13 protein-coding genes are annotated in these 14,598 nt (G+C 49.1%); 7 read left to right on the top strand and 6 right to left on the bottom strand.

The window, feature by feature from the left end; all coding sequences use genetic code 11:
- Nucleotides 1-197: 197 nt before the first annotated feature.
- Together H1R82_RS11200 and H1R82_RS11195 are read left to right on the top strand one after the other, a co-directional pair.
- Entirely contained in the window at nt 198-968 is a 771-nt protein-coding gene (locus tag H1R82_RS11200) for a class I SAM-dependent methyltransferase (RefSeq protein WP_181732563.1), read from the top strand.
- Between the two features lie 115 nt (nt 969-1,083).
- The gene (locus H1R82_RS11195; protein ID WP_181732562.1) at nt 1,084-2,181 is read left to right on the top strand and encodes a TIGR04053 family radical SAM/SPASM domain-containing protein; all 1,098 of its coding nucleotides are present in this window, start codon (nt 1,084-1,086) and stop codon (nt 2,179-2,181) included.
- On the opposite strand, the gene H1R82_RS11190 is transcribed toward H1R82_RS11195, so the two are convergent.
- From H1R82_RS11190 to H1R82_RS11175, 4 genes are all read right to left on the bottom strand, one after another.
- The gene (locus H1R82_RS11190) at nt 2,148-3,179 is read right to left on the bottom strand and encodes a multicopper oxidase domain-containing protein (protein ID WP_181732561.1); all 1,032 of its coding nucleotides are present in this window, start codon (nt 3,177-3,179) and stop codon (nt 2,148-2,150) included. The two genes, H1R82_RS11195 and H1R82_RS11190, sit on opposite strands and share 34 nt — an antisense overlap.
- Nucleotides 3,180-3,370: 191 nt before the next feature.
- Nucleotides 3,371-3,670 (bottom strand): metal-sulfur cluster assembly factor, encoded by a 300-nt coding sequence (locus H1R82_RS11185; RefSeq protein ID WP_181732560.1) that lies wholly within the window; start codon nt 3,668-3,670, stop codon nt 3,371-3,373.
- Nucleotides 3,661-4,929, bottom strand: a complete 1,269-nt coding sequence (locus H1R82_RS11180; protein ID WP_181732559.1) for a heme-copper oxidase family protein — start codon at nt 4,927-4,929, stop codon at nt 3,661-3,663. Before H1R82_RS11180 ends, H1R82_RS11185 begins: the two co-directional genes overlap by 10 nt.
- Nucleotides 4,930-4,934: 5 nt before the next feature.
- Entirely contained in the window at nt 4,935-5,465 is a 531-nt protein-coding gene (locus tag H1R82_RS11175; protein WP_181732558.1) for a DUF2249 domain-containing protein, read from the bottom strand.
- A 177-nt stretch (nt 5,466-5,642) separates the two neighbouring features.
- Between H1R82_RS11175 and H1R82_RS11170 the strand changes: the two genes are divergently transcribed.
- On the top strand, nt 5,643-5,882 hold the full coding sequence (locus H1R82_RS11170; RefSeq protein ID WP_181732557.1) for a DUF2249 domain-containing protein: 240 nt from the start codon (nt 5,643-5,645) through the stop codon (nt 5,880-5,882).
- Nucleotides 5,883-5,960: 78 nt separating this feature from the next.
- Here H1R82_RS11170 and H1R82_RS11165 read toward each other — a convergent pair whose 3' ends face one another.
- Together H1R82_RS11165 and H1R82_RS14720 are read right to left on the bottom strand one after the other, a co-directional pair.
- Nucleotides 5,961-7,250 (bottom strand): hypothetical protein, encoded by a 1,290-nt coding sequence (locus H1R82_RS11165; protein WP_181732556.1) that lies wholly within the window; start codon nt 7,248-7,250, stop codon nt 5,961-5,963.
- 170 nt (nt 7,251-7,420) lie between these two features.
- Nucleotides 7,421-9,586 carry a nitric-oxide reductase large subunit gene (locus H1R82_RS14720; RefSeq protein ID WP_309544824.1) on the bottom strand — a complete coding sequence of 722 codons (2,166 nt, stop codon included), beginning with the start codon at nt 9,584-9,586 and terminating at the stop codon, nt 7,421-7,423.
- Nucleotides 9,587-10,044: 458 nt separating this feature from the next.
- Here H1R82_RS14720 and hemE point away from each other — a divergent pair, with 458 nt between their 5' ends.
- The 4 genes from hemE to hemQ are packed head-to-tail and all read left to right on the top strand — an operon-like array spanning nt 10,045 to nt 14,212.
- Nucleotides 10,045-11,076, top strand: coding sequence for a uroporphyrinogen decarboxylase (gene hemE / locus H1R82_RS11155; RefSeq protein ID WP_181732555.1), 1,032 nt, complete (start codon nt 10,045-10,047; stop codon nt 11,074-11,076).
- Nucleotides 11,076-12,011 (top strand): ferrochelatase, encoded by a 936-nt coding sequence (hemH, locus tag H1R82_RS11150; protein WP_181732554.1) that lies wholly within the window; start codon nt 11,076-11,078, stop codon nt 12,009-12,011. Before hemE ends, hemH begins: the two co-directional genes overlap by 1 nt.
- A gap of 14 nt (nt 12,012-12,025) precedes the next feature.
- Complete coding sequence (hemY, locus tag H1R82_RS11145; RefSeq protein ID WP_181732553.1) at nt 12,026-13,432, top strand: protoporphyrinogen oxidase; 1,407 nt, start codon at nt 12,026-12,028, stop codon at nt 13,430-13,432.
- Between the two features lie 21 nt (nt 13,433-13,453).
- Nucleotides 13,454-14,212 carry a hydrogen peroxide-dependent heme synthase gene (gene hemQ, locus H1R82_RS11140; protein ID WP_181732552.1) on the top strand — a complete coding sequence of 253 codons (759 nt, stop codon included), beginning with the start codon at nt 13,454-13,456 and terminating at the stop codon, nt 14,210-14,212.
- Nucleotides 14,213-14,598: the final 386 nt, after the last annotated feature.

The following is a 14,598-nucleotide window of genomic DNA, read 5'->3' as shown; positions in this document are numbered from 1 at the left end:
GGACGTTCATGGTGCATGGGTTTACGGACTTGTTCTCCTTTTGTTAAACTGAAAGTGGCGGCATTTGCGAATGTTCACGGAACGGGGCTGTATCCATTGTATCGTGCCAACAGGGATCGATCAAATTTTCATTTTTTTGCAGAAAATACAGAATTAAAAAACCGGTTTATCAGTGATCTGGTTTGGGAGGCGGAAAGATGAAAGTGGATTTTGGCCTGACTGCCGGCGATTACCGAAAGTACCGGGCGGGCTATCCGGATGAATTGTATGACCGTCTGAAAAGGTACGGGGTGGGGCTCAAGGGACAATCCATATTGGATCTCGGGACGGGAACCGGGTATCTTGCCCGGAAATTTGCGAAGCAAGGGGGCCGGGTAACCGGCGTTGACATATCCAAAGAGCTGATCAAAGAAGCCCGGGAGTTGGATGAACAAGAAGGGGTCCATTCCCGGTATGTGATCGCCCGGGCAGAGGCGTTGCCTTTTTCGGATTCCGAATTTGATGTGGTGACTGCCGGGCAGTGTTGGCACTGGTTTCAAGCGGATCAAGTGTTAAAAGAAGTGCGCCGTGTTTTGCGCCCGCACGGAAAACTGGCGATCGTCCATCTGGATTGGCTGCCGCTGAAAGGAAATATTGTGGAAGAGACGGAAAAGCTCATCTTGTCGTATAATCCGGATTGGCAAGGGGCCGGGGGAACCGGGGTTTATCCGGCGTGGTTCACGCAAGTGGCCATCGGCGGATTTTCCGGTATCGAATCATTCACATTTGATCTTATGATACCATACAGCCAAGAGGCATGGCGGGGGCGGATCCGGGCAAGCGCCGGGGTGGGGGCCAGTCTTCCGCCGGATGAAATTGCCAGGTTTGACCATGAATTCAAAGAGTTCCTGGAAAAGAATTATGAGGAGAGGCTGAAGATACCGCATCGCGTTTTTTGTTTGGTTTGCACACTGAAAAAGGAACCGTGACGGTTTGCCTGGAAAGAAGAGCTTTCCCGCGGGGAAGCTCTTTTTTTGTTTGTGATCTTATTCACAAAAAGAAATCGGTTTTTTGGCTAAGATGAAGCTGGAAGGATGTGATGGAATGAAAGCATGGGCAAAACCAAGAGATTACAACGTGAATCCGTTTATTGTGATATGGGAAGTCACCCGCGCTTGTGCGTTGAAATGTTTGCATTGCCGTGCGGAGGCTCAGTACCGCCGGGATCCGAGAGAGCTTACTTTTGAAGAGGGGAAACATTTAATCGATGAAATCGCGATGATGGATTCGCCCTTGTTGGTCTTCACCGGCGGCGATCCGTTTATGCGCCCGGATTTGTTCGAATTGGCCAAATATGCCATTGAAGAAAAGAACTTACCCGTTTCCATCACCCCCAGCGCCACCCCCAGGGTGACCCGCCGGGCGGTGGAAAAAGCCAAAGAAGCCAAATTGTCCCGCTGGGCCTTCAGCCTGGATGGTTCTTGTGCCGAGATTCATGATTTTTTCCGGGGGACCAAAGGATCTTATGATTTGACCATGAGAGGAATTCAATACCTGAAAGAATTGGAGATTCCGCTTCAAATCAATACCACCGTTTCCAGATACAATCTGGAAGATTTGCCGGAGATTGCAGCCAAAGTCAAAGAGATGGAAGCGGTGTTATGGAGTGTCTTCTTCTTGGTTCCCACCGGAAGGGGATTAAAAAAAGACATGATTTCCCCGGAGGAGCATGAATCGGTGATGAAATGGCTTTACAAGCTCAAAAAAACGATGCCCTGTGATATCAAAGTGACGGAAGCGCCGCACCATCGCCGTGTCTTTTTGCAGGAGTCCCGGAGACAGCAAGAAACGGGAGTTTCACAAGCGGACAAACGAAAAGATGTTTTGGGAAGAGCGCCGAAAGCCGTGAATGACGGAGACGGATTTGTGTTTATCAGTCATATCGGCGAAGTGTATCCCAGCGGTTTTTTGCCGGTGGTTTGCGGAAATGTCCGCCGGGAACCCTTGTGGAAAATTTACCGCGAGTCGCCCGTCATGAAAAACTTGCGGGATAAATCGAAGCTGAAAGGCAAATGCGGGGTTTGTGAATTCAAGGAGATTTGCGGAGGGTCCAGATCACGGGCTTATGCGTTGACCGGGGATTATCTGGAGAGCGATCCCTCCTGCAGTTACATTCCGGCGGCATTTCGGCCGGAAACATGAAAAAAACCAAAGGAAAAGGGACTTCCAAGGCCGGAAGTCCCTTTCTTTTTCCGGGTTACCCGGATGATTCCTTTGGCGCCTTTGGAAGCTTGCCGGAGTTGATGGCTGATGAAAGGATAGTTTCCTTCTTCCGTGACGGTCAATTCGACCACGGCGCCCGCGCTTGGCGAAAGTTGCACGGTTTGCAAACCATGGAGCTGGTTGCGGGGATTTCCGTCCAAATAGACGGTATCCAGGGTGGTGCCGATCACATGGAAGGAAGAAACTTCATTCGGTCCGGCGTTTAGCACATACAACCGGATCCGCTCTCCGGCTTTTGCATGAAGCGGTTGTTCTTTCAAGGCATAATCGTTGCCGTTGAACACATTGTATTTCGGCATGCCGTTGATCATGGCGCCAAGGTCATTTTCTTGATACCATTCGCTCTGGACGATGACATATTCGCGGTCGATCATGGCGTCGGTCGGATAACCGTTTTTGGGTTCAACGATGATCATGCCGAACATTCCGTTGGCAACGTGTTGCAGGACCGGGTCAGTTCCGCAGTGGTACATGAAAACGCCGGGGGTATCGGCGGAATAGGTGAAAGTGTTCTGCTGACGGGGCATCACGTTGGCAAATTTTTTGTCGGGGGCGGCATGGACGGCATGAAAGTCCATCGAATGCGGCAGATTCGGATCTTTGTTTTTTAAGGTGAAGAAGAGCGTGTCCCCTTCTTTGACCCGGATCACCGGGCCGGGAACCGTGCCGTTAAAAGTCCAGGCGTTGTAAGTCACGCCTTTGGAGATTTCGACGTCCGTCACTTGTGCCGTCATTTCAATACGGACCGTTTTCCCGTCCCGGGTGATTTTCGGCGGGACCGGCGATGCATTTTCCCGTTGCGCGGCAGGTTCGGTTTTCTCTGAATGTGTTTCCGGTTCTTTTTTTGGCCAAATGGAACAACCGGACAGGACAAGCGATGAAATCAAAAGAACAGAGAGAAAGTTTATTGCTTTCATTGATGATCACCACGTATTCTTTGGTCATTTCAAACACCGTAACCGTAAATGTGCATAATTTCACAAATGAGCCGTTGAGTTTTTCAAAGGTTCCCGGGTTTCCTGTGTGATGCTTTTTTGGTGCCCCGGGAGGGGATGAACAGCGTTTGCCGGAAGACAAACGCTGTAGTGATGCGTTGGTGAAGGTTGGGTCAAAAGCCAAGCCATTCTCTTCCTTCCGGGGAAATTTTCTCCGGTGTCCACGGGGGATCCCAAACCACGTTCACTTCCACGCTTTCCACGGACGGCAATGAATTTAATGCGGATTTTACCCCGTTGACGATGGTGTCATGAAGCGGGCATCCGGGGGTGGTCAGGGTCATTTCGATGAAAATATGACCGTTTTTGATATCCATGCGGTAAATCAGCCCGAGATCCATCACATTGACGCCCAACTCGGGATCATAAACTTCTTTCAGCCTTTCGATAACGGTTTCACGGGTTAAACACATGCTTTTTCCTCCTTTGACCTGAAAGTGAAGACGTTGCCGATGATGGAGATGGCATACAGGCTGGAAAGCGAAAACAGAAGGAATCCGGCTTGAAAAAGAAAGGCGGATGACGTGACCATCCCGGGCACCGTTGTCAAAAAGGCAAAGCCTGCAACATGGAGTGCCCGTTTCAATTTCTGCTCCTGAATCATTTCAGACAGAAGGGGCACTTTGTTCTTTCCGACCTGGTTGCCGTATTGAAAGGTCCACCATAAAAAAGGCACGATTTTTGACAAATAACCAATGATGGTTAAGAATACCCATCCCCATAACCCGGTCCAGATGGTCAGGATGAAAAAGGCCGGTTGGGAAACGAAAAAAGAACAAACGGCAATCCCAAGAAGACAGAGCGCCGCCAATAAATTGACGCGCAAGGTGAAAAGAATGCCGGCCCCCGGATTCTTCTTGATCCCGGATTGGCGGATCTGGTGCAATGCGTAAACGTAAAGGCAAAAAGCCACGGCCAACAACATGATGGAAAACCGGCTCCACAGACCGATCCCCGTCAGGTTGCTCAAAGCCCCGCCGGCCACGGCCAGATTGAAGAGAAACAACGTCCGGTTTTGCCATTGGACCGGATGGCTGTGGGAGATGGAAAACATCGGCAACAGTTTGTAACTGAACCCGATGATCAAATTGCCGAACCACCCGGCAACCCCGAGCCAGATATGGGTGTAAAGAAGCTGGTCATGGCTGACGCCCAACTTCCCGAGGATAAAATCAAAGCCCATGAACATGCCGCTGAAAGCGGCCAAGATCAGGTATACCAGCGCACTTCCCGCATGCAGGGTGACCGGATTCCATTGCCTTGCCCGTAGCAGCGTGATGCCGATGTTGAGCACAAAAAGCAAAATGGCCAGGAAAAGGAGAGTGCCAAAAACGGCAATCCAGCGGGGATGAAAAAAGAAAAAGCCGAAGATCAAACCGGCATGGCTGATCAAATAAATGGCATAATGAAACATCCCCATCTTTTGGCTGAAGAGCGATTGGTTGAGAACCACCGGAACCAGCTGGTACACTGCTCCCATGGCAATCATGGATGCCCACCCCAGAACAAAAAGATGTGTCAGTCCCCATCCGTACGGGGTGCGGGGTGCCGTCACGGGAAGATCCGGCAGGAGCAGAATCGCTGCGATGAAAAACGCGGCCATTTCCAAGATCCCCGTGATGATAAAACACAGCGGAATTTTCAGTGATGACGAATCGGCGTGGATTTTCATCCTTTTCACTTCCCGTCCGTCCGGGGTTTGAAGATGGTGACTTCTGCGGAGCCATCCTCTTTTTGTTCCACTTCACAGGTGTAGCCGAGACGGTCCAATTCTTCCAACAAATATACGGGAACCCGGTCGTTGTGAATGATCACTTGATCACCGGGGGCGGCTTTTTCCAATTGATTCAGGGTCCGGACCATCGGTTCCGGAGGTTGGAGTCCCCGGTTGTCCAAACGGTACACCTGAGGCTCATTGTTTTCCACGGTTCGGGGCGGATGTTCCGCCTTTTCCTTTTTCGGTTTCCCGTTTTTCTTATAAAAAAGGCAAGTCCAGTGATCCGGAGCCAGCTTGGTGGCATCACACTGAAAACCTTTCATTTTTAACACCCGGATCAATGGAACCGGTTTGAAAGTTGTATGCAAAAGCAACTGTTCTTCCTCTTTCAATGAGGCCACAGCGCCCATGATTTTTTGAAAAGGCTCTGTTTTTTTCCTTAAGTCCTCACGGACATCCAATTCCACAACGGGTTGATTCGGTTGTTTCATCAGTGAATCCCTCCTTTGGTTCCCACTATATAGAAGGACCGGTGGGGAGGTTGTGACCAAAGTCACATCAAAAACCGGGTTTCGTTTTTTCGGGAAAAAGTGGGAAATATCACAGAAATCCCGGAGGAAGCGGACTAAAATAAATGCCGAATCCGATCAAAAAAGGAGGGTTAAGCATTGGAACAGTCTTTTGCGGCAACCGTCGATGCAAGAGAATATGAACCGAAGGACAAGCACCGGATCATTTTTGAAACCTTTGACGGGTTAAAGCCCGGACAAACGATGTTGTTATACAACGACCACGATCCGAAACCACTTTATTATCAGTTTCAAATGGAAAGGCCGGAGGCTTTCGGGTGGGAGTATTTGGAGGAAGGCCCGGAGGTCTGGCGTGTGGCGATCAGCAAAAAAGGTTAATATTTTCATGTTTTTAATATTTCAATTCTTCTTGATGATGTGCCAAAGGGGATCACTGCTCGCAAGCGTGATCCCCTTTCAAGCAGATGTCACCCCGCTTTTAAAAATTATCACGGCTCCCGTCGCATAAAGAACGAGGATCAGCGACGTCAACAGAAGTTGAACCGGTACGAGGTTAAATCCGCTGATTTCCAGCAGGTAATAAAAAAATTCATACAAGTTGGGCGTGATTTCGATAAAGGCGATGGTATACAAGGCCAGTGCGGCATTTTTGGCAAATTTCTTTTGTGCTTCTTCTTTGCGCTGTTCAGCCCGGCGCATTTCTTCATTGGAGAGAAGTTCAATCCATGAATCGAGTTTTTCGCTCAGCGCTTCCAACAATTGATGGATACGGCTTGTCTCGCTTAAACCGTCGACCATGGGTTTAAACCGCTCGGGCAAACGGGATTCGTCCGTATATTGGATGATCAGCGGGATATCATCGATCTCCACTTTTAAATTGATGCATTGATCAATGGATAAATTCAGTTGTCTAAATTCATCTTTTTCAACGGGCAGCCATTGATCCAGGCAATACAAGTAGAACCAGTAATGTTGCAAATTTAATTCAATTAATTCGTAAATCTCTTTGTCTGATTCATCAAATTCGCCAAAGACGATGACAGCGGCCCAGCTCATAAAAATCATCAGTTGTTTCCGGTCATCGTAATCCACGGGCGTCGAGTGGATGTTTTCCAGGTATTCCAAGACTTTCTCTTTTTTTGCATCCATTTTTGAAAGTTCGTTGGAATCGTCATAACCGATTAAATCCGGTTTTAAAATGGCGGGAATCCCTTTTTGCAAAAAGCGGGGCAGACGGTCAAAGCGGGAGGTGTCCACATGGCCTTGCAGCGGGCTGAAAAAAACCATGGACATGACGTAAGAAAGCCCGTTGTATTCCCAACCCGATGAAGCGCTGGGACGAAGCTCTTTCTTGTGTTTTCTTGCCAACTCCCTCAACTCTTTGGTGATCACATAGATGACGGGAGAAATGTCATGAGTCCAATTGAGAATTTTTTGGTGGGCTTTTTTTCTTTTTTCCAGATACCTGGCGGCAAAGGTCATGTTTCCGATGTAAATTTGTGGTTTGGAATAGTATTTAAACAGCCCGATTCCGGTTTGAAATATATATAAAAATAATCGCCCGGTGATTTTGGCACAGATACATTTTTCATACAAAATCACTTTTTCCTTTCCGGTCAACGGGGACACTTGAAAATTTTTGGACAGATAACCGCTGATTTCTTCGAATAATTCCGGGGAAAGCCGGGTTCCGAGATCAAACGGGATGTATCGGACCGGTTCTGACAAAATTTGATAGAAAGCCAAATCCGCTCCTCCTTTCATTCGGTTATAAAAATAAACAAAAATTGCATAATATTACCTTTATTTATTAATTATAAATAGAATTACATAAAAGATTCAATGGATGATTTTAAAATAAAACGACATTGAACAAAAAAACCCCTGCTGCGGGTGGAAGCAGCAGGGAGCCGGGTTTATCCATCTTTTGTTTTCTCCGCATAAGGAAGGCGTTTGCCCGTCAGGGACCATCCGGTTTTCAGCCCCAGGACAAACCAGCCCAGGACGAGTGCGCCGATGGCAAAGAGGGTGTCTCCGATGGTCCGGAGCCAGACGAAGGTGTGAATGATCCCCCGCGACATGAATTCGGCGGAACGGGCGTACCAGGTTCCGTGTTCGACGCTGGCCCATGTTTGCATCAAGCCGATGGGGAGCAGGCTTAAAAGAACCATGAGCGCCAGTCCGATGTTGATGGCCCAAAACGAGAAAGACAACGCTTTGGTCTTCCAAATGGATTGTTGGGTCAAACCGCGCAAACAGAAGAGCATCAAGCCGATCCCGAGCATTCCGTACACACCGAACAAAGCGGTATGCCCGTGCACGGAGGTGGTGTTCAAACCTTGCATGTAATAAAGCGCGATCGGGGGATTGATAAAAAACCCGAACAAACCGGCGCCGGTCAGGTTCCAGAAAGCAACGGCAATGAAGTAGTAAATGGGCCATCGATAGGCTTGCACCCAGGGACGGACCCGGGTGAGGGTTAAATTTTGATACGCTTCAAACCCGATCAGCACCAGCGGGACGACCTCAAGTGCACTGAAGGTTGCCCCCAACGCCAGAACCCCGATCGGCGTTCCGCTGAAATACAAATGGTGGAATGTGCCGATAATCCCGCCGAACAAGAAAACAATGGTCGAAAATAAAACGGAAGCGGTTGCGGTGGTTGTTCTTAAAAGCCCCATGCGCGTGAACAGGAAGGCGATGACAACGGTCGCAAACACTTCAAAGAATCCTTCCACCCACAGATGGACGACCCACCAGCGCCAGTATTCGGCGATGGCCAAATGCGTGTGTTGCCCCCACATCAGGGCGGGGATGTAAAACAAGGGAATGGCGGTGGATGCAATCATGAACAAAATGAGCAAATGCCTGTCGTTTTGTTTCTTTTTCAGGGCCGGCCAAATCGCCCGCAACATCAAAAACAACCAAAGGAAAAGCCCGATGGTCAAAAATAACTGCCAAAACCTTCCCAGATCGGTATACTCATATCCCTGATGGCCGAACCAGAAGTTGGTCTTCAGCCCGAACCGTTCTTGGACGGCATACCACTGTCCGGCCATCGAGCCGATGACAATGATCACTAAGCAGACAAACAAAATGTTGACCAACAGACGTTGATGTTTCGGTTCACGACCGGAGACCGCCGGGGCCACAAACAAGCCGGTGGCGATCCAAGCCGTGGCAATCCAGAAGATCGCCAGTTGGGTGTGCCATGTGCGGGTGATGGAATAGGGAATCCATTCGGCAATGGGAATCCCGTAAAATCCGCTTCCTTCAATCTGGTAGTGGGCGGTGACGGCTCCCAACGCCACTTGAACCACCCATAAAATGCCGACCACCCAGAAATATTTCAGTGTTGCTTTCATGGATGGAGTGGGAGACAAGGCGAGCAATGGATCTTTCTCGGGAAAATGATCTTCCGATCCGGTTTCATCGTGTTGTTGCGTGGCATAATACCAAGCCAGAGCGCCCACGCCGGCCAGCAACAGGACGAAGCTGACTACCGACCAAAGCACCATTTCCCCGGTGGGATGATTGCCGATGAGGGGTTCATGCGGCCAGTTATTGGTGTAAGTGATGTCACTACCCGGGCGGTTCGTCGCACATGCCCAGGTTGACCAAAATAAAAAGGCGTTTAAGGATTTCATCCGCCCGGGATTTTTGACGGTCCCTTCGGGGATGGCATATTTTTCACGCAAATCATCCAGTTTCGGATCGCTGCCAAACAATGATGCATAGTGCCGGCTGAGGTGAGAAACTGCCTCGGCACGCAAAGGGGAGATGACCAGATTGCCGGTGTCCGGTTGATAGGTGTTGGTTCTGATTTCTTTTTTCAAGCGGGCTTGAAGCATGGCTTTTTTCTCATCGTCCAATTGCTGATAAGGTTTTTTGAATTGGTCCGACGCATACCGGTTTAACATCCACATGGCTTCCCGGTGCAGCCAGTCGGCATTCCAGTCCGGGGCCACATAAGCACCGTGTCCCCAGATGGTTCCCAATTCCTGTCCGCCGATGGATTGCCAAACGTTTTGCCCGTCTTTAATTTCTTTTTCGGTGAATAAAACCTTGCCGGTTGTGGTCACGACCTTTTTGGGAACCGGGGCATGGTTTGATAAATTCTTCCCCCGTAATATCCCAAAATGGCGAATGAAATGAGAATCACCAGTCCCAGACCGGTCCAAAGCCGGGAATATCGCATAACAAACTCCTCCTGATCTGTTTTTTTAACTGGTACCATTTTTTGGAAACCAAGCGTTTTTATTCAAAAAACAAAAAGAGGAAAAAGGACGGCAGAGAAGACAGAATCTGGACATTTTATGAAGAAACCCGGGAAACGCTTGGCAAAAAAATATATTGTGATATCATTAACAATGTGCAGATGCAAACACTCTTTCGCTATGTTTTCATCAGGAAAATATTGGGATGGATGTTCAGGGAATATATGATCTGTTATTGCCGTTATGCTTATGTGAAAGAGTTGGTTTGGGTAAAAACTTAGTAAAGAGGTTTGCAGTATTGAACCATAAAGAGGTAGATAGATATGGGTCAAATGAATGATGTTTTTTTGAGAGCTTGTCGGAAAGAGCACACCCCTTATGTACCTGTCTGGTATATGCGCCAAGCAGGGAGGTACCAGCCGGAGTACCGGGAAATCCGCCGGAAATATTCTTTTTTTGAGATGAGCGAAAATCCCGAGGTCTGTGCGAAAGTGACCTCGCTTCCGGTCGAACAGCTGGGGGTGGATGCCGCCATTTTATTTGCGGATATTATGACGCCGCTGAAACATATCGGGGTGGAGGTTGCCATTCAACCGGGAACCGGTCCCGTGATTTCCAACCCGGTCCGGGGCGAAGAGGAGATCGGCCGTTTGGGAGAGCTGGATCCAGAGAAGCATGTGCCCTACATTTTAGAAGCGGTTCAGATCTTAAATGAGCAGCTTTCCGTTCCCTTGATCGGCTTTGCCGGTGCGCCGTTTACGCTTGCCAGTTACATGGTGGAAGGCGGACCGTCCAAAAATTATCACAAAACGAAAGCATTGATGTATTCAGCACCTTCTGCTTGGGATCAGTTGATGAAGAAACTCGGTGACATGACCGTGAATTACCTGAAAGGACAAATTGAAGCAGGTGCCCATGCCGTCCAAGTGTTTGACTCCTGGGTCGGTGCCTTGAACCAACAGGATTACCAAACCTATGTGGCTCCGGTCATGGAGCGGATCTTCCGCGAATTAAAGGAAGACACCGATGTCCCCGTCATCTATTTCGGAGTCGGAGCCGGTCATCTCTTGGAGGCATGGAATCAACTGCCGGTGGATGTGATCGGTCTGGATTGGCGGACGCCGATCCGTTTTGCCAGGGAACAAGGGGTCGAAAAAGCTTTGCAAGGAAATCTTGACCCGTCGATTCTCATGGGTCCTTGGGAATTGATCGAAGAAAGGTCCAAAGAAATTTTGGATCAGGGAATGAAACAGCCGGGCTATATTTTTAATCTGGGCCACGGTGTGTTTCCGGATGTTCGTGTGGAAACGCTTCAAAAATTGACTGAATTTGTCCATCAATATACAAGAAGGTGATGACCATCGCTAAGAAAACCGGTTTGCTCGTCATGGCGTATGGAACCCCGAGAAGTCCTGAGGAAATCGAACCTTATTACACCCATATCCGCCACGGCAGAAAGCCGCCTGCCGAACTGTTGGAAGATCTGAAACAGCGATATGAAATGATCGGCGGGGTGTCCCCGCTGGCACGCATTACGGAAGAACAGACGAAAGCTTTGGAAAAGGAGTTAAATTCCAGGTCAAAGGACCGGACTTTTCAAGCGTACTTGGGATTAAAACACACGTACCCGTTCATTGAAGAGGCGGTCCGGAAAATGAAAGAGGATCAGATTGAGGAAGCGGTCAGCATTGTGCTGGCACCGCACTATTCCACCCTCAGCATTCAAACTTACAATGACCGCGCAAACCAAGAAGCCGAAAAACTGGGCGGTCCGAAGATCAAAACGGTGGACAGTTGGCATGACCATCCGGGATTTATCCGTTTGTGGGCAAAACGGGTTCAAGAAACCTTGTCGGCCATCCCGGAAGAAGAGCGTGACCAAACGGTGGTAATTTTCACGGCGCACAGCCTGCCGGAGAAAATTCTTAAAATGGGGGACCCCTATCCGGATCAATTGAAAGAAACCGCCAAGCTGATTGCCGAAGAAGCAAAAATTCCGCATTACGCGGTGGGCTGGCAAAGCGCGGGACGGACGCCGGAGCCATGGCTGGGTCCGGATGTGCTGGATTTGACCCGGGAATTGTATGAGCAAAAAGGATATCGTTCGTTTGTTTATTGCCCGGTCGGCTTTGTGGCGGATCATTTGGAAGTGCTTTATGACAACGACATTGAGTGCAAACAATTGACGGATGAGTTGAACGCCAATTATTACCGTCCGCCGATGCCCAATGTCGATCCGGAATTTATCCGTTGCCTTGCCGATGTGGTGGAGAAGCGCCTGACCACTTGAGGAGGAGATTTGCAATGAATGTGCAAACACCACATGTCGTCATAGCCGGAGCAGGGATGACCGGGTTGTCCGCTGCTTATTATTTACAAAAAACCTTAAAAGAGAAGGGGCAAAAGTGGCAAATCACTTTGTTGGAAGCTTCCGGCCGTCTGGGCGGAAAAGTGAAAACGTTGGTCCGGGACGGCTTTGTCATGGAGCAGGGGCCCGACTCCTTTTTGGAGCGGAAGAAAAGCGCGTTCGAGTTGGCCGAAGATTTGGGGCTTGAAGATCAATTGGTCCGGAATCAGACCGGACAAGCATATATCCTGCACAAAGATGAGCTGTTGCCGATTCCGGAAGGGGCTGTGATGGGAGTGCCGACCCGGATCATGCCGTTTGTCCTGACTCCTTTGGTGTCTCCGGCCGGCAAAGTCCGTGCCGCGGTCGACTTGGTTCTTCCCCGTTCCAATGTGGCGGAAGGAGAGGACCGGTCCGTGGGTGCATTTTTCCGCCACCGCTTGGGGAGTGAAGTGGTGGACCGGATCATCGAACCGCTGCTGTCGGGGATTTATGCAGGCGACATTGACCAGATGAGTTTGCTGTCCACCTTTCCGCAATATGCCGAGATGGAGAAAAAATATCGCAGCATGATCCTGGGCATGAAATCCATGCGCCCGCCGAAAACCAAATCCGACAAACCCAAAGGCGCGTTTCTCACGTTGAAAAACGGGCTCCAAGCCATGGTCGAAGAATTGGAAGCACAATTGCAGGATGTCCGGGTGATCAAAGAAGAACAATTGAAGCGGGTGGAAAAACAGGAGCAAAAGTACCGGTTGTATTTGGAGCAAGGGGAGCCTTTGGAAGCGGATGCGGTGATTTTGGCATTGCCGCATGAAGTGAACCGGCAAGTTTTGGGGCAAGCTGACTTTTTGAAGCCGCTGAATGACCGGCCCACTTCGGTGGCGACGGTGCTGCTGGCTTTTTCGGAGGAAACAGCCCCCAAAACCAAAGATGGAACCGGCTTTTTGATTCCGCGTGTCGAGCCTTACACCATCACCGCCTGCACATGGACGCACAAAAAATGGCCGCACACCACCCCGCCGGGCAAAGCGTTGCTTCGTTGTTATGTGGGGCGTGCCGGCGATGAAGAAATCGTGTACAAGTCGGATGAGGAAATCGTTGAGGTGGTTCTCTCCGATCTGAAACGGATCACCGCCTTTAACGGAGAGCCCGAGTTTACCCATGTGACACGTTGGAAGAAAGCCATGCCGCAATTTGTCGTCGGTTTCCCGGATTGGTTGAAGCAATTAAAGGAACAGATGTCCATCCATTATCCGGGAGTTTTCATGGCAGGATCCAGTTATGGTGCATCCGGGATTCCCGATTGCATCAGCCACGGAAAAAAAGCCGTTCAAGATGTGATAGAATATTTATCAGCTTGATCAGATGAGGAGTGAAAAAAGATGGCGCAAGCAGTGGAAACGTATGAAGGCTGGTATGCTTTTCATGATTTTCGCTCAATCGACTGGAATCAATGGAGATCACTCAGTGCCGGCGAAAGAGAAGAAGCGGTGCGCGAGCTGAATGAAATCCTGAAGCAATATGAATCCGTTGAAGAAAATAAACAAGGAAGCTTTGCCTTATTTGCCATTTCCGGTTCCAAAGCGGATTTGTTGTTTGTGCATTTCCGTCCCACTTTGGAAGAATTGACCGATGTCAAAAATCAATTTAACAAAACGCGTTTCGCCGGAGTCACCACCACTCCTTATTCCTATATTTCCATCGTGGAACTCGGCGCTTACACCATTCCGCCCCATGTCGATCCGGAAACGGATCCGTCGGTGCAAAGACGCTTAAAACCGATGATGCCCAAATCCGGTTATGTCTGCTTCTATCCGATGAACAAAAAAAGAGACGGGGAAGACAACTGGTACATGCTCTCCATGGAAGACCGGAGAGAAATGATGAAAAGCCACGGCATGATCGGCCGTTCTTATGCCGGGAAAGTGCGGCAAATCATTACCGGTTCGGTTGGTTTGGATGATTGGGAGTGGGGTGTCACCTTATTCGGGGAAGACCCGTTGCAATTCAAAAAGCTGGTCTACGAAATGCGCTTTGACGAAGCGAGCGCACGTTTTGGGGAATTTGGCCCGTTTTATGTGGGGAATTATTTGACCCAGGAAGATTTGAACGCTTTGCTGTTGGAAGGTTTAAACGGATAAACCCGACCCGCTTGATCTTGTTATAAGGATGATGGACAAAGAGGTCCGTCATCCTTTTTTTGATGATGAAATGACTTATTTTGAACCAACAAACGGCATTCAGCATAACCACACTTAATCTAACCAAACAACAGTTATTAGGACATGTAAGGAAAAGGGGGAGGGATTGTGACAGAAAACTGCTCCCTTTCTGAACCCCAAGGCTGTCAAAGAAATCAAAATGGATTTAGGCGAAGTAATGTCATCCGATTTTATGAACACCAAAAAGGTTGAGTTTGAAATCAAAGTGCAATAAGGAGGATAAACAATGAGCCGGACAACAGAATTTGTCCTGGGGCTTATCGGTGGGATTTTCGGTTTTGGTGATGCACTGTTTGCTATCTTTT

Source organism: Thermoactinomyces intermedius (assembly GCF_013912365.1).
Taxonomy (GTDB): Bacteria; Bacillota; Bacilli; order Thermoactinomycetales; family Thermoactinomycetaceae; genus Thermoactinomyces; species Thermoactinomyces intermedius.
The sequence above is the reverse complement of the archived record's forward strand: the minus strand, read 5'-3'. Positions and strand labels throughout refer to the sequence as shown.

Coding starts and splice junctions, on each gene's coding strand:
- H1R82_RS11200 (WP_181732563.1), top strand. CDS start 198: ATGAAAGTGGATTTTGGCCTGACTGCCGGCGATTACCGAAAGTACCGG.
- H1R82_RS11195 (WP_181732562.1), top strand. CDS start 1,084: ATGAAAGCATGGGCAAAACCAAGAGATTACAACGTGAATCCGTTTATT.
- H1R82_RS11190 (WP_181732561.1), bottom strand. CDS start 3,179: ATGAAAGCAATAAACTTTCTCTCTGTTCTTTTGATTTCATCGCTTGTC.
- H1R82_RS11185 (WP_181732560.1), bottom strand. CDS start 3,670: ATGTGTTTAACCCGTGAAACCGTTATCGAAAGGCTGAAAGAAGTTTAT.
- H1R82_RS11180 (WP_181732559.1), bottom strand. CDS start 4,929: ATGAAAATCCACGCCGATTCGTCATCACTGAAAATTCCGCTGTGTTTT.
- H1R82_RS11175 (WP_181732558.1), bottom strand. CDS start 5,465: ATGAAACAACCGAATCAACCCGTTGTGGAATTGGATGTCCGTGAGGAC.
- hemE (WP_181732555.1), top strand. CDS start 10,045: ATGGGTCAAATGAATGATGTTTTTTTGAGAGCTTGTCGGAAAGAGCAC.
- hemH (WP_181732554.1), top strand. CDS start 11,076: ATGACCATCGCTAAGAAAACCGGTTTGCTCGTCATGGCGTATGGAACC.
- hemY (WP_181732553.1), top strand. CDS start 12,026: ATGAATGTGCAAACACCACATGTCGTCATAGCCGGAGCAGGGATGACC.
- hemQ (WP_181732552.1), top strand. CDS start 13,454: ATGGCGCAAGCAGTGGAAACGTATGAAGGCTGGTATGCTTTTCATGAT.